This is a genomic window from Streptomyces sp. DI166 (genome assembly GCF_900091315.1).
Lineage (GTDB): Bacteria > Actinomycetota > Actinomycetes > Streptomycetales > Streptomycetaceae > Streptomyces > Streptomyces fuscus.
This window is the reverse complement of the sequence record NZ_FLSP01000122.1, coordinates 1-20,716: the sequence shown is the minus strand read 5'-3', so window position 1 is coordinate 20,716 and position 20,716 is coordinate 1. Positions and strand designations below refer to the sequence as shown.

The 20,716-nt window shown below is 72.2% G+C and carries 17 protein-coding genes; 10 read left to right on the top strand and 7 right to left on the bottom strand.

Annotated features, from left to right (window positions below; genetic code table 11):
- Positions 1 to 49: 49 nt before the first annotated feature.
- From GA0115233_RS35770 to GA0115233_RS35750, 4 genes are all read right to left on the bottom strand, one after another.
- Complete coding sequence (locus tag GA0115233_RS35770) at positions 50 to 319, bottom strand: hypothetical protein (protein WP_093724502.1); 270 nt, start codon at positions 317 to 319, stop codon at positions 50 to 52.
- A gap of 221 nt (positions 320 to 540) precedes the next feature.
- On the bottom strand, positions 541 to 768 hold the full coding sequence (locus GA0115233_RS35765; RefSeq protein ID WP_093724501.1) for a DUF3107 domain-containing protein: 228 nt from the start codon (positions 766 to 768) through the stop codon (positions 541 to 543).
- A 135-nt stretch (positions 769 to 903) separates the two neighbouring features.
- The gene (locus GA0115233_RS35760; RefSeq protein WP_093724500.1) at positions 904 to 1,548 is read right to left on the bottom strand and encodes a TetR/AcrR family transcriptional regulator; all 645 of its coding nucleotides are present in this window, start codon (positions 1,546 to 1,548) and stop codon (positions 904 to 906) included.
- A 227-nt stretch (positions 1,549 to 1,775) separates the two neighbouring features.
- Complete coding sequence (locus tag GA0115233_RS35750; protein ID WP_093724498.1) at positions 1,776 to 2,000, bottom strand: hypothetical protein; 225 nt, start codon at positions 1,998 to 2,000, stop codon at positions 1,776 to 1,778.
- A 286-nt stretch (positions 2,001 to 2,286) separates the two neighbouring features.
- Here GA0115233_RS35750 and GA0115233_RS35745 point away from each other — a divergent pair, with 286 nt between their 5' ends.
- The 8 genes from GA0115233_RS35745 (at position 2,287) to GA0115233_RS35710 (ending at position 12,036) form a co-directional block, all read left to right on the top strand.
- Entirely contained in the window at positions 2,287 to 3,348 is a 1,062-nt protein-coding gene (locus tag GA0115233_RS35745; RefSeq protein WP_093724497.1) for an alpha/beta fold hydrolase, read from the top strand.
- Between the two features lie 361 nt (positions 3,349 to 3,709).
- Positions 3,710 to 5,095, top strand: a complete 1,386-nt coding sequence (locus tag GA0115233_RS35740; RefSeq protein WP_255310462.1) for a DUF3152 domain-containing protein — start codon at positions 3,710 to 3,712, stop codon at positions 5,093 to 5,095.
- Between the two features lie 224 nt (positions 5,096 to 5,319).
- Positions 5,320 to 7,035, top strand: coding sequence for a DUF3492 domain-containing protein (locus GA0115233_RS35735; protein WP_093724495.1), 1,716 nt, complete (start codon positions 5,320 to 5,322; stop codon positions 7,033 to 7,035).
- A complete protein-coding gene (locus GA0115233_RS35730; protein WP_093724494.1) occupies positions 7,032 to 8,312 on the top strand; it encodes a hypothetical protein in 1,281 nt (426 codons plus the stop codon). The genes GA0115233_RS35735 and GA0115233_RS35730 overlap by 4 nt, the downstream gene beginning before the upstream one ends.
- Before the next feature lie 132 nt (positions 8,313 to 8,444).
- The gene (locus tag GA0115233_RS35725; RefSeq protein ID WP_093724493.1) at positions 8,445 to 9,404 is read left to right on the top strand and encodes an NAD-dependent epimerase/dehydratase family protein; all 960 of its coding nucleotides are present in this window, start codon (positions 8,445 to 8,447) and stop codon (positions 9,402 to 9,404) included.
- Positions 9,392 to 10,141, top strand: coding sequence for a spherulation-specific family 4 protein (locus tag GA0115233_RS35720; RefSeq protein WP_093724492.1), 750 nt, complete (start codon positions 9,392 to 9,394; stop codon positions 10,139 to 10,141). The genes GA0115233_RS35725 and GA0115233_RS35720 overlap by 13 nt, the downstream gene beginning before the upstream one ends.
- Before the next feature lie 63 nt (positions 10,142 to 10,204).
- Positions 10,205 to 11,383, top strand: a complete 1,179-nt coding sequence (gene moeZ, locus GA0115233_RS35715) for an adenylyltransferase/sulfurtransferase MoeZ (RefSeq protein ID WP_093724491.1) — start codon at positions 10,205 to 10,207, stop codon at positions 11,381 to 11,383.
- Between the two features lie 335 nt (positions 11,384 to 11,718).
- Positions 11,719 to 12,036 carry a hypothetical protein gene (locus GA0115233_RS35710; RefSeq protein ID WP_093724490.1) on the top strand — a complete coding sequence of 106 codons (318 nt, stop codon included), beginning with the start codon at positions 11,719 to 11,721 and terminating at the stop codon, positions 12,034 to 12,036.
- A 91-nt stretch (positions 12,037 to 12,127) separates the two neighbouring features.
- On the opposite strand, the gene GA0115233_RS35705 is transcribed toward GA0115233_RS35710, so the two are convergent.
- From GA0115233_RS35705 to GA0115233_RS35695, 3 genes are all read right to left on the bottom strand, one after another.
- Positions 12,128 to 13,666 (bottom strand): alpha/beta hydrolase, encoded by a 1,539-nt coding sequence (locus GA0115233_RS35705; protein WP_093724489.1) that lies wholly within the window; start codon positions 13,664 to 13,666, stop codon positions 12,128 to 12,130.
- 136 nt (positions 13,667 to 13,802) lie between these two features.
- Positions 13,803 to 15,347, bottom strand: a complete 1,545-nt coding sequence (locus tag GA0115233_RS35700; RefSeq protein WP_093724488.1) for an alpha/beta hydrolase — start codon at positions 15,345 to 15,347, stop codon at positions 13,803 to 13,805.
- Positions 15,348 to 15,423: 76 nt separating this feature from the next.
- On the bottom strand, positions 15,424 to 18,144 hold the full coding sequence (locus GA0115233_RS35695) for a lysylphosphatidylglycerol synthase transmembrane domain-containing protein (RefSeq protein WP_093724487.1): 2,721 nt from the start codon (positions 18,142 to 18,144) through the stop codon (positions 15,424 to 15,426).
- A 185-nt stretch (positions 18,145 to 18,329) separates the two neighbouring features.
- On the opposite strand from GA0115233_RS35695, the gene GA0115233_RS35690 reads away from it, so the two are divergent.
- Together GA0115233_RS35690 and GA0115233_RS35685 are read left to right on the top strand one after the other, a co-directional pair.
- Complete coding sequence (locus GA0115233_RS35690; RefSeq protein WP_284718080.1) at positions 18,330 to 18,737, top strand: MGMT family protein; 408 nt, start codon at positions 18,330 to 18,332, stop codon at positions 18,735 to 18,737.
- Between the two features lie 257 nt (positions 18,738 to 18,994).
- A partial coding sequence (locus GA0115233_RS35685) for an ATP-dependent helicase (protein WP_141689620.1) occupies positions 18,995 to 20,716 on the top strand: 1,722 nt, incomplete at its 3' end.

Here is a 20,716-nt window from a genome sequence, read left to right as displayed (position 1 = left end):
TCTCGCTTTCCGGCTTCGGTTTCGGCTCCGGGCTCCGGATTTTCTTACGTCACGCCGTCGCCCGGCGGCCCAGTCTTCTTCCTGAGGGGCGCAGCAGGAGCGACAGGGAGGCTGCGGAGACGGCCGCCGCTCCGATGAGGATCAGGAACAGGTTGCCCGGATCCAGCGCCGTGTGCGTGACGAAGGCGCCGAACAGGGCCCCCGCGACGCCGGTCGCGAAGACGAGGGAGCGGGCCGGGAGCCGGTGCGGCAGACGGGCCGTCACCGCCCAGGACAGAACCAGGCCGAGGATCGCGGAACTGAGCGCTTCCAAGAGCATGTCGGGGGTCCCTCCCACATGGCCGGCCCGGTCGAAACGGTCGTAGCCCGTCTTACCCCTGACCTGCGGAATCCAATCCTCCCCTGTGGTCGAACTGTGCTCCATTTGTGAAGGCCGGCCGGTCGGCGGGCAGTGGAGGAACGACGGAGGGCCCGGCGGTTCCTGGAACCGCCGGGCCCTCCGTTCGCGGCTGCCGTCGCAGCCTCGTGCCTGCCTGCTGTTTACAGCGCGCCGAAGCCCACCTTGCGCGGGGCCGGCTCGCCGAGCTCGACGTAGGCGAGACGGTCGGCCGGGACGAGGACCTTGCGGCCGTGCTCGTCCACGAGGCTCAGCAGCGCCGTCTTGCCGGCGAGCGCCTCGGACACCACCCGCTCGACTTCCTCGGCGCTCTGACCGCTCTCCAGAACGATCTCGCGGGGCGCGTGCTGCACGCCGATCTTGACCTCCACGGCTATGTCCCTCCGACGGTCAGTGAAAGTGCGCGACCTACCGCGCCGTACCCAGCACACATTAGCCCGGTGAGGGGACGTACACGCTCCGCGCAAGAACGCCAGGAGCGAACAGCGCGCGGGAACAAACGCCCGTCAGTGGTGCTGGTCCGTGCCGTGCAGCGGGAAGCCCGCGATACCCCGCCACGCGAGCGAGGTCAGCAGCTGCACCGCCTGGTCGCGCGGGACGCTGCGGTCGCTGTGCAGCCAGGAGCGGGCCACCACCTGGGCGAGTCCGCCGAGACCGGAGGCGAGCAGCATCGACTCCGCGCGGGACAGGCCGGTGTCCTCGGCGATGACGTCGCAGATCGCCTCGGCGCAGTCGTTGGTCACCTTGTCCACGCGCTCGCGCACCGCGGGCTCGTTGGTCAGGTCGGACTCGAACACCAGCCGGAAGGCGCCGCCGTCGTCCTCGACGTACGCGAAGTAGGCGTCCATGGTCGCGCGGACGCGCTGCTTGTTGTCGGTCGTCGAGGCCAGCGCGTTGCGCACGGCCTGGATCAGCGATTCGCAGTGCTGGTCCAGCAGGGCCAGGTAGAGGTCGAGCTTGCCCGGGAAGTGCTGGTAGAGCACGGGCTTGCTGACCCCTGCGCGCTCGGCGATGTCGTCCATCGCGGCCGCGTGGTAGCCCTGCGCCACGAAGACCTCCTGCGCGGCGCCCAGCAGCTGGTTCCGTCGGGCACGGCGCGGCAGGCGCGTCCCTCGCGGGCGTGCCGCCTCTGTCTGCTCGATGGCTGTCACGCCGCCTCCCAAAGTCGTCCACATGCGGTGTGCGCCGCGCCGCCATCGTACTTTTCGGTAACCCCGGTGTGCGCGGTGCGAGCGCAGAATTTCACGGACCGGACACCGGCGAAAGCCGCGCGGAAGGTTTCAAAGCGGGGAGAGCAGGGCAAAAGTCCGTCTCCCTCCTGCTCAGCGGTGCCCCGAAGCATCGCACACCACCCACAGACGGCTCACCGACAGCCCGCTCACCGATAGTCGTCCTCGTCCTGGGAGACGATCCGGGCCTGTTCTACGAGGTCGGCGACGTTCGCGTGGGTCTGGTCGGCGTCCTTGAGCGGATCGTCGCGCTCCGGCGCGATGGCGGCCTGCTGCTCCGCCGCGTCGGCGTCCGGGGCCTCCACGTCGAACTCCGGCGCTTCCTGGCTCTCCTCGTCCTCGAACGTCTCGGGATCGGTGGGGTCTACGGCCATGGTGGGCTCCCTTCCTACGAACGTCCCTGGGAAAACAGGGGCCACACGCGGGTGCCCTCTGTACGAGCCTAGGAGACACCCGATTCCGACGCTATGCGATCCGCGTCCGAGAGGTCACTCCGTGCGCACCTACGCGCGGGATGTGAAAGAGGGGGCGCGAGGGGTGAAAAAAAGCGCCTTCGCGCAGGCGAACACAAGGCGCCTACGCGCGGACCGGCATGAAGGGCGAGAAGCCTGTGACCGCGAACACATGAACCACTGCGTGATCGTCTCGTAACATTGCCGCATGTCTTCGACCGAGCTGCCGTCCGCCAATCCGGCGGCCAACGTCCTGCCGAAGGTGGCGACCGTCAGGGTCGCGGAAGGAGAGCGGCTCAGGTCGGTCGGGCTGCCGGGGATCACGCTGACGGTACGGTCCAGACCGCCGGCCCGTGAGGGCGTGCCGCCCGCGCTCTTCGTGCACGGACTCGGCGGCTCCTCGCAGAACTGGTCCGAACTGATGCGGCAGTTGGCCGAGGACGTCGACGGCGAGGCCGTTGACCTGCCCGGCTTCGGCGACTCCCCGCCGCCGGACGACGGCGACTACTCCGTCACCGCGCACGCGCGCGCCGTCATCCGCTACCTCGACGCCTCCGGGCGCGGACCCGTGCACCTTTTCGGGAACTCCCTCGGTGGCGCGGTCACCACGCGCGTCGCCGCCGTACGTCCCGACCTGGTCCGTACGCTCACGCTCGTGTCCCCCGCGCTCCCGGAGATCCGCGTCCAGCGCACCGCCGTACCGACGGCGCTGCTCGCGGTGCCCGGCGTGGCCGCGCTCTTCACCCGGCTCACCAAGGAGTGGACGGCGGAGCAGCGCGTCCGCGGGGTCCTGGGGCTCTGCTACGGCGACCCCGCGCGGGTGACGCCCGAGGGGTTCCGACACGCCGTGGAGGAAATGGAGCGGCGGCTGCAACTGCCGTACTTCTGGGACGCGATGGCGCGCTCCGCGCGGGGGATCGTGAACGCGTACACCCTCGGCGGCCAGCACGCGCTGTGGCGCCAGGCCGAGCGCGTCCTGGCCCCGACGCTCCTGGTCTACGGCGGGCGTGACCAACTGGTCGGCTACCGCATGGCCCGGCGGGCGGCCCGTGCCTTCCGTGACTCCCGGCTGCTGACCCTGCCCGAGGCGGGGCACGTGGCGATGATGGAGTACCCGGATGTGGTGGCGCGGGCGTTCCGGGAACTGCTCGCGGAGGGGCATGATGGGGCGACCTCGCGTCAGGGCGGGGCTGTCGACGGGGGCGTGACCTTGAAGGGCGGCAATGCCGTGCATGATGAGGGCGCCATGACCGAGACCACGGGGAGCTGAGGCCCGAGTGGGACGCCACAGTCGCCGTGGACCCGCGCCGAAACGCGCGGTGACCGCGGAATCCGCCGGGAGGCGGAGGGGCGCACAGCAGGGCTCCGGCTCCCGGCCGGCTCCGGGAGGGCCCGGGGGGCCAGGAGGGGCCGACGGGGCGTCGGCCCGGGACGCTCCCCGGTACGCGGAGGGGACCTCGGGGTACGGGGGTCCGGCCCAGGGGGCTCAGGGACCGGTTTATGGGGCACCACCGCCTCAGGGAGCGCCTCGGTACGCGGACGGGACTCCGGCTCGCGGGGTCCCGAGGCTTCCCGACGGCACGCCCGCACACGGTTTTCCGCGGTATCCGGATGGGACTCCGGCTCAGGGAGTGCCTCGGTATCCGAACGGGCATCCGGCGCAGGCGGCGCCTCGGTTCGCGGACGGGACTCCGGCGCGTGGGGTCCCGCGCCATCCTGACGGGTCTCCGGCTCGGGGGGTGCCGCGCCATCCTGACGGGACCCCGGCTCGGGGCGTGCCCCGCTACCCCGACGGGACCCCGGCTCAGGGCGTACCGAGATACCCCGACGGCACCCCCGCGCACGGTTTTCCGCGGCTTCCCGACGGGACTCCGGCCCACGGCACCCCGCGTTTCCCCGACGGCACGCCCGCGCACGGCTTTCCGCAGGTGCGGGGCGGGCACCCGGAGCAGCGTGAACCCGGTGGCGGCTGGGGCGAGTTGAGGACCGGTACGGCGACCGGTCCCGTCATACCGCGACAGCGGCCCCCGGAGTTCCGGGGCGGGCCGCGGCCGGAGTACGTCGACGCCTTCGAGGACGCCGACGTCTTCACTCCCCGTGCCTCCGCCGACCCGTACAGCTCCGTCACCGACTGGTCCTCCGCCGCGGTCGGCGTACCCAGCGAGACCGACTCCGACCACCTCGCGCCGACCGGCGCACCGGTGTCCGCCAAGGGCTCCAAGGGGCGTGCCTTCACCGGTATCGCGGCCGCCGCCGTCACCACCGTCCTCGCGGTCGTGGTGGCCGGTCAGGTCGCGGACCAGCGCCAGGACGCCGAGGGGCGTCCGCAGGCGGCCACCGACCAGGCGCGCGACTCCCGGGACGCCGCCTCGCGCGGGGACGGGCGGCCGACGCCCTCCGAGCCGAACCAGGCGCCGCTGACGTACGAGCAGCAGATGGGCAGCACGTTCCCGCTCAGCGCTGAACTCTCCGGGTCGGGGAAGTTCGACGCGGTGAAGGGCGTCGACAAGGCGCCCGGCAAGGGGCGGAAGTACACGTACCGGGTCGACATCGAGCAGGGGCTCGGCCTCGACGGCGAGCTGTTCGCGCAGGCTGTGCACAAGACGCTGAACGACGACCGGAGTTGGGCGCACGACGGTGCCCGCACCTTCGAGCGCATCCACACCGGCAAGCCGGATTTCGTGATCACTTTGGCCAGCCCGGGCACGACGGCAAAGTGGTGCGCCAAGTCGGGCCTGGACACGACCGTGGACAACGTGTCGTGCGACTCCGCCGCCACCGAGCGCGTGATGATCAACGCCTATCGGTGGGCGCAGGGTTCGGAGACCTACGGCGACAAGATCCACGCCTACCGCCAGATGCTGATCAACCACGAGATCGGCCACCGGCTCGGGTTCTCCCATGTGACCTGCGACAAGGACGGCGACCTCGCCCCGGTCATGCAGCAGCAGACCAAGTTCCTCAAGCACGACGGGATCAGCTGCCGCCCCAATCCTTGGGCTTATCCGGGAAGTTGACGGCCCGCGTGCCGGGAGGTCGGCCGTGACCGAACGAAACGTAACTGCATGATCTCTTAGCGCGACGGAACGCTACCCGCACGGGAAAGTTACGACCGTTCACCCCTTTTGGTGGCGCGATGGACAACCGTCCGTCGCGCCACCGCCTTGTCCGCATACGTTCGTCCCGCTGCGAGCCGCCGGGTCAACGGCGGCTCCCCTTAAGGGAGATCGGGGGTGCACTCGTGCGCATCGGACTGCTTACGGAGGGTGGCTATCCGTATGTGAGCGGTGACGCCAGGCTCTGGTGCGACCGGCTCGTGCGCGGGCTCGGGCAGCACGAGTTCGACGTCTACGCGCTCAGCCGCAGCGAGCGCCAGGAGGAGGAGGGCTGGGTCCCGCTGCCGCCGCAGGTATGCCGGGTGCGCACCGCGCCGTTGTGGAGCGCGGAGGAAGACGGGGTGGTGTACGGCAGGCGTGCGCGCCGGCGCTTCGTCGAGCATTACGGCGCGCTGGCGGATGTGCTGTGCGCCGGGGGAGAGGGCCCGCGGGCCGGGGACGCGCGCTCCGGGGGCGTGTCGGCTGCTGAGGCGGACCGTTTCGGCAGTGCGCTGTACGGGCTCGCGGAGCTGGCACGCGACGAGGGAGGCCTGGCGGGCGCGCTGCGCTCCGAAACCGCCGTACGCGCCCTGGAGCGCGCCTGCCGTGCACCGGGCGCCCTCCGCACGGCGCGCACGGCGCGCGTCCCCGAACTGCTCACCGTCGCGGCGCATCTGGAACGCGCCCTGCGCCCCCTCTCGCTCGACTGGTACGAGGGCGACAGCCTGGGCGCGGTCGACCTCTGCCACGCGGCCTCCGGCGGCCCCGCGGCCCTCCCCGGGCTCCTCGCCCGGCACTTCTTCGGCGTACCGCTCCTGGTGACGGAGTACGGCGTGCGGCTGCGCACGCACTACCTCGCCGCCGGGGACGCCCCGCCCGCGGTGCGCGCGCTGCTCGCCGCCTTCCACGGCCGCCTCGCCGCCGAGATCTACGCGCGCGCGGAGGTCATCACCCCGGGCAACGCCCACGCCCGCCGCTGGCAGGAGCACTGCGGCGCCGACCGCGCCAAGCTGCGCACCGTCTACCCCGGCATGGACGCCTCCCGCTTCTCCGAGGTCGGCGAAGGCCCCGACAGCGCGGACCCCGAGACTCTGGTGTGGGTCGGCCGGGTGGAGCCCACCAAGGACCTCGTCTCCCTGCTGCACGCCTTCGCCGAGATCCGCAAGGAGGAGCCCAAGACCCGGCTGCGCATCGTCGGGGCGCCCTCCGCGGGTGAGGGCGAGGCGTACCTCGGCCACTGCAAGGCGCTGGCCGCGCAGCTCTTCCCCGACGAGGCGGACGGTCTGCACGCCGTCGGCGACAACCCCGTCTCCTTCGAGGAGATCGGCGGCCCGGAACTGCCGACGTCCGCCGACGCGTACGCCGCGGGCGCCGTGACCGTGCTGTCCAGCGTGGTCGAGGGCTTCCCGATCAGCCTGGTCGAGTCGATGCTCTGCGGCCGGGCCACGGTCTCCACGGACGTGGGCGCGGTGGTGGAGGTCATCGGCGGGACCGGGCTCGTGGTGCCCCCGCGCAATCCGCGGGCGCTCGCGGAGGCGTGCGTGGCGCTGCTGCGCGACCCCGAGCGCCGTGAGCGCCTGGGCGCGGCCGCACGCGCGCGTGCCCTCGAACTGTTCACCGTCGAGCAGAACGTCGCGGCATTTCACGGCATTTACCTGGAGATCGTCGCGCGCTGCCCGGTACGCCGGGTGGTCCTGGACGAGACCGGCGAACCCCTGCCGTTCGCCGTACCCGCCGAGGCCCATGTCCCCGGCCGCTGGACCGGTCCGGCGGTGCGTCTGATGGCCCGCGGCCGCCCCGGCTGGGCGGCGGGGCCGCCGGTACGGGCGACCTCCCGGGTGGCCGTGGAGGGCGCGCGATGAGCGGGCTCGGCGAACTGGACCGCCCCGGGACACCCGACAGCCCCGGCGGCTGGGACGAGCGGTCCCGGGAGTGGGCGGCGGGGCAGGACGACGTACCGGAACAGCCCGCCTCCGGGCCGGTCACGGACGTACTGGGGCCGGAGGTACCGGGGCCGGACGTACCGGGGTCAGACGTACCAGGGCCGGACCGGTCGGTCGTGCCGCCCGCGCGCCCGCGCCGCACCGCCGTGGACCCCGTGAAGGCGCTGATGCACCGTCACCGCGAGCTGTGCGAACGGGCCGTGGACCCCCTGGAGATCGCCGCGGGCCTGGAGGCGCACGGCGTCACCGACCGCACGGCGGCCCGCTTCCGGCACCGGGACGTGTTCTCACTCGCCGAGGAGCTGTACGCGCGCGTGCCCCGCGACGAGGACGCGCCGTCGCGCACCACCGTGCCGAGCGCCCCCCGGGCGCGGGCCGACTGGGCGCTGCTCGCCCTGCTCCCCGGAGCGCTCGGCGCGGCGACCGTGGCGGGAGCGCGGTTCACCGAAGGACAGCTCCGGCTGATCGTCGCCGCCGTGGGCACCCTGGCCGTCGCCCTCGCCGTACGCGCGGCCCTGTCCCGCGGCCCGCTGCGCCTGGCCGACCGCACCGCGCGCCCCACCGGCGGCTGGACGTGCTGGCTGATCGCCTACGCCGCCCTCGGCGACGCCCTGCTCCGCGCGGCCCTGACCGGCGGCCCGGACGCCCCGCCCACGGCGGCCCCGGCCGGAGTCCTGGCCCTCGCCCTCTCCTGCGCCCCCGCCCTCTGGTGCGCCCACCTCTTCACCGCCCGCGCCCGCCGCAGGCTCGCCGCCAGCCGGGGCCTGGAGGAGTACGCGACCTCCGTACAGCCCCTGCTGCTCGGCACATTCGCCCTGTACCTCGCGGCCCTCACCGGCCTGCTCGCGCTCTGCGGCGCCGGCCTCGGCGAACCCGTCGCGTACGCCCAGTCGCTCACGTTGGGCGCCCTGCTGCTGCTCGCCCGGCTGCTCGCCGCGCACGGCTTCACCCACGCCCCCGCGCGGGTCCTCGCCGTCACGGCGGGCGCCGAGGCACTGGCGCTCGCCGCGGTCTTCGCTGCCCGTCTGCCCGGCTGCGACGTCCTGGCCGTGCCCGTGGAAACGCTCGTCACCGCGTGGGGCACGGGCGCCGTCCCGGCGCTCGCCTGCGGCACGGGCGCCCTGACCCTGCTCATCCACTCCAGCCGAACCCTGACCCGAGCCTCGGCCCACGCCACGCCGGACGCGTCGTGCTGACGCGTCCCGCGCGTACGAGCGCGTGCCCCCACCGCGCGCCCCGTCCGCCGCAGGCACCCCGCACCATCCCTCCGAAGGAGAACCCCACATGATCACCTCCCGACCCGAACCCTCGGCCCCGGGAGCGGCGCGATGAGAGTCCTGCTGATCGGAGCCAACGGCTACCTCGGCCGCTACGTCGCCGACCGGTTGCTCGCCGACCCGGCCGTCCAGCTCACCGCCCTCGGCCGCGGCGACGACGCCGACGTCCGTTTCGACCTCGCGTCCGGCAGCCCCGGCGCCCTCACCCGCTTCCTCGACGCGGTGCACCCGGGCGTCGTCATCAACTGCGCGGGCGCCACCCGCGGCGGCGCCCGCGAACTCACCCGGCACAACACCGTCGCCGTCGCCACGGTCTGCGAGGCGCTGCGGCGCAGCGGCTGCGGGGCCCGGCTGGTGCAGATCGGCTGCGGCGCCGAGTACGGGCCCAGCCAGCCCGGCTCCTCCACGGCCGAGGACGCCGTGCCGCGGCCCGGCGGCCCGTACGGCGTGAGCAAGCTCGCCGCCACCGAACTCGTCCTCGGCTCCGGCCTGGACGCGGTGGTGCTGCGGGTCTTCTCCCCGGCCGGTCCGGGTACGCCCGCGGGCTCCCCGCTCGGCCGGCTCGCCGAGGCCATGCGGCGCGCGATGCAGTCCGGCGACGGCGAGCTCAAGCTCGGCGGACTCGGCGCCCAGCGCGACTTCGTCGACGTCCGCGACGTCGCCCGCGCGGTGCACGCCGCCTCCCTGTCCGCCGCGCAGGGCGTCATCAACATCGGCTCCGGACGCGCCGTACGGCTCCGTGACGCCGCGGCCGTCCTCGCGCGCGTGGCCGGGTACGGCGGCGCCCTCCACGAACTCGACGGCCCGCCCGGGCCGCTGCGGGCGACCATCGGCCACCCGCGCTCCGAGTCCGACCACGCCACGCCCGTCGCGTTCCCGTACCCGGACGGCTGCGGCAGCTGGCAGCAGGCCGATGTGCGCACCGCGCGCGACCGGCTCGGCTGGCGGCCGCGGATCAATCTCGAAGAATCCCTGGCAGACATCTGGATGGAGGCGGCATGCCGCATCTGACCAGCACCAAACCCAGTACCTGGGTCACCGACCTGCACATCGGCCTCGGTGTCCCCGGCCTCGCCCACCCCCTCGTCGCGCCCGCCGAATGGGCCGAGCTGGCCCGCCCCGGCACCCCCGTCCACTGGGCGGTGCTCGACGTCTCCGACGGACCCGGCAGCCGCCCCGACCCGCACTGCCTCCAGGCCGCCGCCCGGCTGCACACCGCCGGGGTGCGGATCCTCGGCCGCCTGGACACCGCGCACGGCGCCCGCTCCTTCGAGGAGGTGATCTCCGAGGCGCACCGGTACGTCGACTGGTACCGGGTCGACGGCTTCCTTCTGGACCGCTGTCCCACGGAGCGGACGGCGCTCCCGGAGATCCGGCGCGCCCTCACCACCCTCCGGGCGCTGCGTGACAACGCCCACATCGTCCTCGGCCACGGCACGCACCCCTACCCCGGCTACGCCGAGTGCGCCGACCAACTGGTCACCTTCTCCGGGCCGTGGAGCGAGTACCGCTGGTCGCAGGTGGCGGAGTGGACGGCGGACTATCCCCCGGACCGCTTCTGCCACTTCGTCCACGGAGTGCCGCGCGGCCACCTGGAGGAGGCGCTGCGCGTGGCCCGCTGGCAGGGCGCCGCCACCATCTGGTTCACCGACCGGACGGACCGCGGCGGGCGCGGCGACCCGTGGGAGGCCATGCCCGGCTACTGGGACGAAATCGTCTCGCGGATCGGAACAGGTGTCTCGGAATGAAAAAGGCCATGGCACTGTTACGGAGAGAACAACCGTAGTGATGAACCGACCAACGGAGCCCCCGTGTCGCTGCCACCCCTGGTCGAGCCAGCTCCTGAGCTCACCGTAGACGAGGTCCGCAGGTACTCCCGCCACCTGATCATTCCCGACGTGGGGATGGACGGGCAGAAGCGGCTCAAGAACGCCAAGGTGCTGTGTGTCGGCGCCGGCGGCCTGGGCTCGCCGGCGCTGATGTACCTGGCCGCCGCGGGCGTCGGCACCCTCGGCATCGTGGAGTTCGACGAGGTCGACGAGTCGAACCTGCAGCGCCAGATCATCCACAGCCAGTCGGACATCGGCCGCTCCAAGGCCGAGTCCGCCCGTGACTCCGTCAAGGGCATCAACCCGTACGTGGACGTGATCCTTCACGAGGAGCGGCTCGAAGCCGACAACGTGATGGACATCTTCAGCCAGTACGACCTGATCGTCGACGGCACGGACAACTTCGCCACGCGCTACCTGGTGAACGACGCCTGCGTGCTGCTGAACAAGCCGTACGTGTGGGGCTCGATCTACCGCTTCGACGGCCAGGCGTCGGTCTTCTGGTCCGAGCACGGCCCCTGCTACCGCTGCCTCTACCCGGAGCCCCCGCCGCCGGGCATGGTCCCCTCCTGCGCCGAGGGCGGCGTCCTGGGCGTGCTCTGCGCGTCCATCGGCTCCATCCAGGTCACCGAGGCCATCAAGGTCCTCACCGGCACCGGTGAGCCGCTGGTCGGCCGCCTGATGATCTACGACGCCCTGGAGATGCAGTACCGCCAGGTGAAGGTCCGCAAGGACCCCAACTGCGCCGTCTGCGGCGAGAACCCGACGGTCACCGAGCTCATCGACTACGAGGCGTTCTGCGGCGTCGTCTCCGAGGAGGCCCAGGAGGCAGCCGCCGGTTCGACGATCACTCCCAAGCAGCTCAAGGAGTGGATCGACGACGGCGAGAACATCGAGATCATCGATGTCCGCGAGGTCAACGAGTACGAGATCGTCTCCATCCCGGGCGCCAAGCTGATCCCGAAGAACGAGTTCCTCATGGGCACCGCCCTGGAGAGCCTCCCGCAGGACAAGAAGATCGTCCTGCACTGCAAGACGGGCGTCCGCAGCGCCGAGGTCCTCGCGGTCCTGAAGTCCGCGGGCTTCGCCGACGCGGTCCACGTCGGCGGCGGCGTCATCGGCTGGGTCAACCAGATCGAACCGGAGAAGCCGGTCTACTGACCACCGGCCCCGCCGACCGGTGGGACTGAGAAAGCCCACGGCTCCGAACTGCTCGGACGCCGTGGGCTTTCTGCCGTTGCGGGTCGGTGTCGGCTGGCTCCTGGGCTGGGTTCAGTGACGTTCACCTGGGGCAATGGACAGGGGCCCGGATGGCCTTCACTGTCAGATCCCTGGTGAACGATCCCTGGCATGGCATGCCCAGGCGCTGACCGGGCAGCCTGGCCGACCTTGCAGCCGGACTGTCGGCGAATCCGGCCGGTGACGACGGCGAGCACTACACGTGCACACACAGCACCCCGGCTCCGAACGAGTCACCGTCTGGGGAGAATCAGGGCATGGGCAAGCCAGACTTGAACGACCGGCTCTGTTCGCTGTGGGAGGCGCACCGGCGGGCGCCGTTCCCCGGCGGCTTCCGTGGTGTGGACGTCGCAGGGGTGGAGCTGATCCTGCTTGACTCAAGTGTTGCGGGTCTGGTCATGCAGGAGCTGAGAGGCGGGCTGGGGGATGACGACGTCGCGATCCTCTGGGCCTGCATCACGGACCTCGACAAAGTCTTGCCCCTGATCGATGACGAGTACTGCAGGGACTACTACGCACGCCTGCGGGTCCTGGCCGAGCTTGTCGCACCGAGGTACACACCCAGCGCAATCTGAGGTTTTCATCCGCTCCCACGTCAGGTCGGTGGAGTTGGGCCCGACGGGCGGGGGTCCCAGGCACCTCGGGTGGCCGGGACCCCCGTTGGCGTCAGTCGCAGACCTTGCCGTACTTCGGGGTCGTGCCCGAGAGCAGGTAGTCCTCGATCGTGGTGTCGATGCAGGAGCTGCCGCTGCCGTAGGCGCCGTGGCCCTCGCCCTGCCAGGTGAGGAGTATGCCCACGCCCTTGCCCAGTTCGTTCGCCATCTCGCGGGCGCCCTCGTAGGGGGTGGCCGGGTCGCCGGTGTTGCCGACGACCAGGATGGGGGAGGCGCCGGGTGCGCTCACCTCGGGGGTGTCGTGCTGGCCGGGGACCGGCCAGTCGTGGCACCAGCCGGCCGTGTCCCAGCCCAGGAACGGGCCGAACACCGGTGAGATCTTCTCGAACTCGGGCAGCAGTGCCTTGGTCTCCTCGACGGTCGGGCGCTGCTTGGCGTCCAGGCACGATATGACCCGCTGCGAGTGGGTGCCTGTGCCGTAGCGGCCCGACGCGTCACGCTCGTTGTAGTCGTCGGCGAGGCTCAGCAACTGTGAGCCGTCCCCCGCCTCGGCCGCCTTCAGGGCGCTGGTCAGCGTCGGCCAGCCGGACTCGCTGTACAGGGGCAGCACGATGCCGGTGATGGCCAGTGTCTGGGTCAGCTTGCGGTCGGAGGAGGTCGGAAGGGGGTTCGCGTCGATGCGCTTCAGCAGGTCGGCGATCTTCTGCGTGCCCTGCTGCGGGTCCTGCCCGGTGGACTTCAGGTAGTTGTTGAGCGCCCGCTGGAAGCCCCTGGCCTGGTTCTTGGCGTGGTCCACCGAGTCCGCGCTCGGGTCGACGACCGCGTCCAGGACCAGCCGCCCCACCTTCTTGGGGAACAAGTGGGCGTACACGCCGCCCAGTTCGGTGCCGTAGGAGATGCCGAAGTAGTGCATCTTCTCGTCGCCGAGGACCTGGCGCATCAGGTCCATGTCGCGGGCGGTGTCAGTGGTCGACACATGGGACATCAGCTTCCCGGCCGACTTCGCGCAGCCCTTGCCGAAGTCGGCGGCGTCCTCGAAGTAGGCCGTCTCCTCGGCCGGGGTGTCCGGGGTGGAGTCCACGCTCTCGGCGGCAGCGATCTCCTGGTCGCTGCGGCACCGCACGCCCTCGCTGGCGGCGACCCCGCGCGGGTCGAAGCTCACCAGGTCGTAGCGCTTGTGCAGGTCGGAGGCGAGGGAGGCGTAGTACGGCATGAACGACACACCCGAGCCGCCGGGCCCGCCGAAGTTGAACAGCAGCGAGCCGATGCGGTCGTCACCGGTCGCCTCGGAGCGGATCAGCGCGATGTCGATCGTCTCGCCCGCCGGCTCCGACCAGTCCAGCGGCGCCTTCAGCGTCGCGCACCGCCAGTCGTCCCCCGGCGCTTCGGAGTCGTCGGTGGCCTCGCACTCCTTCCAGTCCAGCTTCTGGGAGGTCAGGGAGGCGGGCAGCCGAGGATCGGCGGCGGCCGTGGGGCTCTTGCCCTCGCTCTTCTCGCCGCTCTTGCCGTCCTCGTCGCCTCCCGAGCTGCACCCGGTGACCAGTAGTGCGGTGGCGGCGGTCAGTGCCGCCCACCGTGCGAAACGTGCCATGTGTACTCCCCCCGTCGTGGGCCTTCCGCGCCGTGCTGCGGATGGCGGTCAGGCCATAGTAGGCATAGTCCACGCATCCCGTTCCGGCCTGTGGATAACCTTCTGACCTGCGGTTTTGCTCAGGCTTCCGATTCGTTCAGGTGCAGACCGTCCCGGCCGGGGGCACCTTGCCCTCCAGCAGGTAGCCGTTCACCGCGCTCTGCACGCACCGGTTCCCGCTGTCGTAGGCGCCGTGCCCCTGCCCCTTGTACGTAAGCTCGACCCCCACCCCCTCACCCAGCGCCCGCACCATCTTCCGGGCCCCCTCGTACGGGGTGGCCGGGTCGCCGGTGTTGCCGACGACGAGGATCGGCGCCGCCCCGGGCGCGCTCACGTCCGGGTGGTCGGCGGCGCCGGGCACGGCCCAGTCGGTGCAGCTGAGCATGCCCCAGGCCAGGTAGTCGCCGAACAGCGGGGAGGCCGCCCGGAACTCCGGGAGCTTCGACTCGACGAACTCGGTGGTGTACCGCGGCTTGTCGTCGGCGCAGTTGATCGCCACGTTGGCGGCGGTGATGTTGCTGTACTCGCCGTTCTCGTTGCGGCCGTTCATGGAGTCGGACAGCAGCATCAGGATCCTGCCGTCGCCGTCGTACGCCTGCTCAAGGCCCTGGGTCAGGTACTCCCAGAAGTCCTGCGAGTAGAGGGCCTGCGCGATGCCGTTGGTCGCCGCGGTCTGGGTCAGGTCGCGCGGGAAGATGCCGGGCAGCGGCTTGCGGTCGAGGTCCGCCAACAGCTTGGCGATACGGTCCTTCACGTCCTGCGCGGTGTCGCCGATCGGGCAGTCCTCGACCTTGGAGGTGCAGTCCTCGGCGAAGTTGTCGAGCGCCCGCTGGAACCCGCGGGCCTGGCCGAGCGACCCCTGCTCGGGGGTCTGCGTCGGGTCGACGACCGCGTCGAAGACGGCCCTCCCGACCCGCTTGGGGAACAGATGGGCGTACACGCCGCCCAGTTCGGTGCCGTAGGAGATGCCGAAGTAGTACAGCTTGTCGTCGCCGAGGACCTGGCGCATCAGGTCCATGTCGCGGGCCGCGTCGGTGGTGCGCACCTGCGGCAGGACCTTCCCGGAGTTCTCCTCGCAGGCCGCGTTGAACTCCTTGGTGTTGTCCAGCAGTTCGGTGCGCTCCTCGGCGTCGTCGGGGGTCGCGTCCTGCTGGAAGTAGGCGTCGAGCTGCTGGTCGTTCTCGCACTCCACGGGGGCGCTGCGGCCCACCCCGCGCGGGTCGAAGCTGACCAGGTCGTACCGGGTGCGCAGGGCCGCGTAGTCCTCGCCGAACGCGGGCAGCGTGGTGACGCCCGAGCCGCCGGGGCCGCCGAAGTTGAACACCAGCGAGCCGATCCGCTCGCTCGCTCTGCCGCTGGACTCGGCGCGGATCAGCGCCAGGTCGATCGTGTCGCCCTCGGGGTCGTCCCAGTCGAGCGGCGCCTTCATGGTGGCGCACTGCCACTGGTCCCCGTCGGGCAGCGGCGAGGGGGGATTGCCGCCGCCCTCGGCCTGGGAGGGGGCCGGGCAGTCCTCCCAGTCGAGCTTCTGGGCCGTCAGGTCCTCGTCCTCGGAATCGTCGCCGCCGCACCCCGCCAGCAGGGAGGACAGCAGCACGGTGGCGGTCAGGACGGCAGCGCGCAGGCGGGCGGGGTTCGGCATGATCCCATCCTGCGGTGGGGCAGCACCGGGCGCTCGGGGCGCGGTCCGTACGAGGTACGGACCCGAGGCGGTCGCGCTACAGCGCGCCCTTGCGTGTGAGGTGGCTGAACGCCAGGTATCCCGGCAGGACCGGCAGCCACAGGGTCAGCAGCCGGAACAGCAGCACCGCCGGGGCGGCGACCTCGCTGGGCAGGCCGACGGCGATCAGACCGACGGTCAGGGTCGCCTCGACCGCGCCCACACCGCCGGGGGTCGGGGCGGCGGAGCCGAGCGCGTTGCCCGCGAGGAAGACGACGGCGACGCTGGCGATGCTGATCGAGGTCTGCTCGTTGCCGAACGCGCGGATGGAGGCGTCCAGGCACATCACGAAGCAGGCCGTCAGCAGCAGCATGCCGCCGATGCCGGTGATCAGCTTCTGCGGCCGCTGGAGCACGTCGAGCATCCGCGGGACGACACCCGCGAAGAGCGACCGCACGCGCGTGACGACGAATTTGCGCAGGAACGGCACCGACGTCACCACGAGCACCAGCACCGCCACCGTCAGCAGACCCGCGATGACGGTCCGGGACGGCGACAGCGACGGCGTCTTCTCCGTACCCGTCAGATAGCCGAAGGCCAGCAGCATCAGGATGTGGCAGCCGAGCCCGAACAACTGCGAGGCGCCCACACTGGCCACCGCGAGGCCCGGGCGCACTCCCGAGCGCTGCAGGAAGCGCGTGTTGAGCGCCACGCCGCCGACCGCGGCCGGGGCGACGATCTTCACGAAGGACCCGGCGACCTGTGCCGCCACCGTCCGCAGGAACGGCACCCGCTCCGGCACGAACCCGAGCAGCGACAGTGCCGCCGCGAAGTAGCTGGCCGCGGAGAAGAGCACGGCCGCGGCGACCCAGCCCCACTCGGCGTTGGACACCAGGGGGCCGAACTCGATGTGGGTGAGCTGGGTCAGCAGGTAGTACGCGCCGAAGGCGCCGGCGATGAAGCTGATCAGCGTGCGCGGCCGGACACGTTCGAGGCGGGCCGGTTCGACCGGCGCCTGCGGCCTGATCCGCAGTACCTCGTGCCGGATCTGGGTGAGCAGGTCCTCCTCGCGGGCCTCCTCGATGGCCTCGTCGATGGCCCGCTTCTCGGCCCGTGCCTGCGCCCGTACGGTCTTCTTGTCGGCCTTCTCCAGCACGGGCACGTCGTCCCCGGAAGCCTCCGCGCGGGCCTGCTTGGCCAGCCGGGACGCCTCCAGGACCGCCTCGCGCTCGCGTTCCGCGCGCTCCCGGCCCAGTCTGCGCAAGGTCGCGCGCGTGCCGCGGGTCAGAGCGATGGGCTGGAGCATCGGCAGGCAGTCGGCCACGGTGTCCGGGCCGAGGACGCGGACCGCTGAGGCGACGGCGCGCTCGGCGCCCACGCGGAGGCCGAGCGTCGTGACGAGCTGGGCGATGTCCATGCGCAGCAGGAGGTCACCGGCCGCGATCTCGCCGCCGCGCAGATCGGTGAGGATCACCTTGCCGGAACGATCCACCAGAATCGCGTCGCCCGCGAGCCTGCGGTGCGCGATACGCCGGGACTGCAGCGCCCGTACCTGGTGCCAGGTGTTGCGCAGCAGTTCGTCGGTGATCTCCTCGTCCGGCAGGGAGTCCAGGGTGCGCCCGCCGGTGTGCTCGTAGACCAGCATCACCGCGTCGGGGCCCAGCTCGGAGGTGGCGATCAGCTTGGGCGCGTTGGCGCCGGCCGCGATGGCCGCGTAGGCGAGCAGCGCCTCCTGCTCCAGGGCCTGGCGCAGCGACTGGAGGCTGCGGCGGGTGGCGAAGCCGCGCAGGGTGAGGTTGCGCCAGACGCGGTAGAAGAAGCCCTGGGCCTGCTGTTCCCGGTCGACGACCGTGACGTCCAGCGGCGGGCCGTCCTCCAGGGTGACGAAGTATCTCCGGCCGCGGTCACCGCTGTCGGCCTGCTCAGGGGTCTCGTCGCGGGCCGCGCTCACCGGGCGGAACCCGACGGTCCGCAGGCCCGCCATCAGCGTCCGGCCGGTCGGGCGGACATTGGGGGAGCCGACCGCGTACAGCGTGCCGTACGCCACGGACCAGCCGATCAGCACCGTGAGGATGATCGAGAACGGTGTGGTGTACCCGGTGACCAGCATCGAGAAGGCGTCGAGCATCAGCACGATCCACAGCACCGCGCGCCAGCGCGGTCTGCGGGACATGCCGACCGCCGTCATGTACGCGATGACCGGGGCCAGATAGCCGTGCACCGGGTCGGTGAGGGCGTTGAGATCACCGGGGGAGGGCTGGGTCAGCGCCTCCTGGATGGAGTCGGGAGCGGCCTCGGCGACCCAGAGGTCGGTGGCGAGTGTCACACCGTGCGCCAGTACGGCGGCGAGCACACCGTCGGCGATGCGCAGCCCGTCGCGCTTGATCAGCCGTTCGATCGCGAAGGCGACGGGGACCAGCAGGATCGCGATGCTGGAGGCCAGCCCCGCGATCTTGATGAGCAGGTCCGGCGCCTGTCCGGTGCCCTTGTTGATGTCCTGTTCGAGGCCGGAGGTGGTGCCGTGCGCGAACGCGGCGACCGCGATAAGGACGGCCACGGCGAGCACGCCCACCAGCAGCCGCATGAGGTCGGAGGGACGGTGCACGCGCGCGGGGAGCAGCGGCTCGTCGCCCTCCACCGCGTCGGCGGGCGGCTCGCCGTACATGGGGGGCCGGTCGTCGTCCGTGGCCGCGCCCTTCCTGTCGTCGGGGCCGTCGGGGCGCGACGAAGCCTCAGAGGTGCTCTCCGCGTCCTCGGGGTGCACACCCTGCTGCTTCATCGTCTCTTCTTGATCTCGTATCAACGGTCACCGCCCGCATGATGGTGGCATGCCCCACCGACACGCGGGGGCGTCAGGGTGCAGATACGGGCCGCACAGTCTGCCGGATGCGCTGCCTCGGGGCGAGGGGCACGCACCGTGAGCGGCCCGTCACATTGTCGGTGGGGTGGTGCAGGATGGGACGGATGAGCGAGGAGATCCTTCCGGAGGACGCCCGCCCGGAGTACGAGGACGCCCGCGCGGAGTACGCGGACGCGCTGCCCGAGTACGCCGAGCGGGTCCTTGAGGTCGCCGAACTGATCCCGCCCGGGCGCGTCATGACCTACGGGGATGTCGCGGAGTGGCTTCAGGGGGGCGGCCCGAGACAGGTCGGCCGGGTGATGGCCCTGTACGGCGGCGCCGTGCCCTGGTGGCGGGTCGTCCGCTCGGACGGGGTGCTTCTGCCCGGGCACGAGCTGCGGGCGCTCGGTCACTACCGCGCCGAGGGCACGCCCCTGCGGGAGGCGGGCCGGACCGCCGAGGGCCACCTGCCGCGCCTGGACATGAAACGGGCGCGCTGGGACGGCGGCGGACGGACGGAAGGTCACACCTGAAAGCTTCCGCCATTCGACGGGCCGCGGTGTGACCTGTGATCCGTACGGGGGAACAGGGGCACATGCGTGGCATGACGTACGTTCGTGAGTCGAGGGACTCATGTGGCGCGAGCGCACCGAGGGATGAATCGGAAGCCCTGCTTCCGGTCGGTCCGGCGGCGTAGCGTCGGCTGCACGCGTCCCCCTCATCCCGCCGCCACCGCTCTTACCGCGCGGTGCCCGGCCGACCAGCACACCCACCAGGACCGGCGAACCACGTGAGCTCCTCTTCCTCCACCGGACGCCTGTCGCACCCCCAGGTGCGACAGGGGAGCCGTGGCGCTTACCGACTGGTGCGTACCCCGCCGGCCAGAGTGGACCCCCCTCTTCTGGACGCGGCACAGCGCTCCGTGGTTGAGCACGAGACCGGACCGTTGCTCGTTCTCGCAGGTCCGGGCACCGGCAAGACCACCACGCTGGTGGAGTCCGTGGCCCGCCGGATCGCCGGGGGCACCGACCCGGCGCGCATCCTGGTGCTCACTTTCAGCCGCAAGGCGGCCGTCGAACTGCGCGACCGCATGGCGCTGCGCACCGGCGCGGCGCGCGCCCCGCAGGCGACCACCTTCCACTCGTTCTGCTACGCCCTGGTCCGCGCCCACCAGGACTCCGACCTGTTCGTGGAGCCGCTGCGGCTGCTGTCCGGCCCCGAGCAGGACGTGGCCGTACGCGAACTGCTCGCGGGCCAGCCCGACCTGGAGCGGCTCGGCCTCGCCCATGTGCGCTGGCCCGACGAACTGCGCGCCTGCCTGACCACCCGGGGCTTCGCCGACGAGGTCCGCGCGGTCCTCGCCCGCAGCCGCGAGCTGGGCCTCGGACCCGACGCCCTGGACGCCTTCGCCCGCCGCATCGGCCGCCCCGACTGGCGCGCCGCCGCCGCCTTCCTCGCCGAGTACCTCGATGTCCTCGACCTCCAGGGCGTCCTCGACTACGCCGAACTCGTCCACCGCGCGGTGCTGCTCGCCCGGCGCCCCGAGGTCGGCCACCGGCTCGCCGGGCAGTACGACGCCGTGTTCGTCGACGAGTACCAGGACACCGACCCGGCCCAGGTCCGCCTGCTGCACGCGCTCGCCGGCGGCGGGCGCACCCTGGTCGCCTTCGGCGACCCCGACCAGTCGATCTACGCCTTCCGGGGCGCCGATGTGAACGGCATCCTCGACTTCCCGCGCGCCTTCCCGCGCGTGGACGGCCGCCCGGCGCCGGTCGCGGTGCTGCGCACCTCCCGCCGCTCCGGCGCCGCCCTGCTGGCGGCGACCCGGCTGCTGACCCAGCGGATGCCGCTCACCCGCCTGCCCGCCGACAAGGTCCGCGCCCACCGCGAACTCGCCCCCATAAGGGACGGCGGCCGCGTCGAGGTGTACACGTACCCGACGCCCGGCACGGAGCTGGACAACATCGCCGACATCCTGCGCAGGGCACATCTGGAGGACGGCGTCCCCTGGAGCGAGATGGCCGTCCTGGTACGCGCCGGGTCCCGCACCATCCCGGCGGTGCGCCGCGCCCTCACCGCGGCGGGCGTCCCGCTGGACATCGACGGCGACGACCTGGCCCTGCGCCACGAACCGGCGGTGGCGCCCTTGCTGACGGCCCTGCGCGCGGTGGCGGAGGCCGAGGCGGGGCGGAGCGAGCGGACGCCCGCCGAGGAGGACGACGCCCCCGACACCTCTCCCTGCTGGCTCGACACCGAGACCGCCCTCACCCTGCTCACCTCCCCCCTCGCCGGCATGGACGCCGCCGATCTGCGGCGCCTCGGCCGCGCCCTGCGCGACGAGGAGCGGGCCGCCGGGGTCGCCCTGCCGCCGCCGTCGGACGAGCTCCTCGCGCGGGCGCTCGCCGAGCCCGAACGCCTGGTCGCGCACGACCCCGTGTACGCGCGGGGCGCGCAGCGGCTCGGCGCGCTCCTGCGCAAGGCCCGCGAGACCCTCGCGGGCGGCGGTACGGCC

Excerpts from the sequence above, each read along its gene's own strand:
- GA0115233_RS35770 (WP_093724502.1), bottom strand. The coding sequence starts at position 319 with ATGCTCTTGGAAGCGCTCAGTTCCGCGATCCTCGGCCTGGTTCTGTCC.
- GA0115233_RS35750 (WP_093724498.1), bottom strand. The coding sequence starts at position 2,000 with ATGGCCGTAGACCCCACCGATCCCGAGACGTTCGAGGACGAGGAGAGC.
- GA0115233_RS35745 (WP_093724497.1), top strand. The coding sequence starts at position 2,287 with ATGTCTTCGACCGAGCTGCCGTCCGCCAATCCGGCGGCCAACGTCCTG.
- GA0115233_RS35730 (WP_093724494.1), top strand. The coding sequence starts at position 7,032 with ATGAGCGGGCTCGGCGAACTGGACCGCCCCGGGACACCCGACAGCCCC.
- GA0115233_RS35725 (WP_093724493.1), top strand. The coding sequence starts at position 8,445 with ATGAGAGTCCTGCTGATCGGAGCCAACGGCTACCTCGGCCGCTACGTC.
- GA0115233_RS35720 (WP_093724492.1), top strand. The coding sequence starts at position 9,392 with ATGCCGCATCTGACCAGCACCAAACCCAGTACCTGGGTCACCGACCTG.
- GA0115233_RS35710 (WP_093724490.1), top strand. The coding sequence starts at position 11,719 with ATGGGCAAGCCAGACTTGAACGACCGGCTCTGTTCGCTGTGGGAGGCG.
- GA0115233_RS35705 (WP_093724489.1), bottom strand. The coding sequence starts at position 13,666 with ATGGCACGTTTCGCACGGTGGGCGGCACTGACCGCCGCCACCGCACTA.
- GA0115233_RS35700 (WP_093724488.1), bottom strand. The coding sequence starts at position 15,347 with ATGCCGAACCCCGCCCGCCTGCGCGCTGCCGTCCTGACCGCCACCGTG.
- GA0115233_RS35695 (WP_093724487.1), bottom strand. The coding sequence starts at position 18,144 with ATGAAGCAGCAGGGTGTGCACCCCGAGGACGCGGAGAGCACCTCTGAG.
- GA0115233_RS35690 (WP_284718080.1), top strand. The coding sequence starts at position 18,330 with ATGAGCGAGGAGATCCTTCCGGAGGACGCCCGCCCGGAGTACGAGGAC.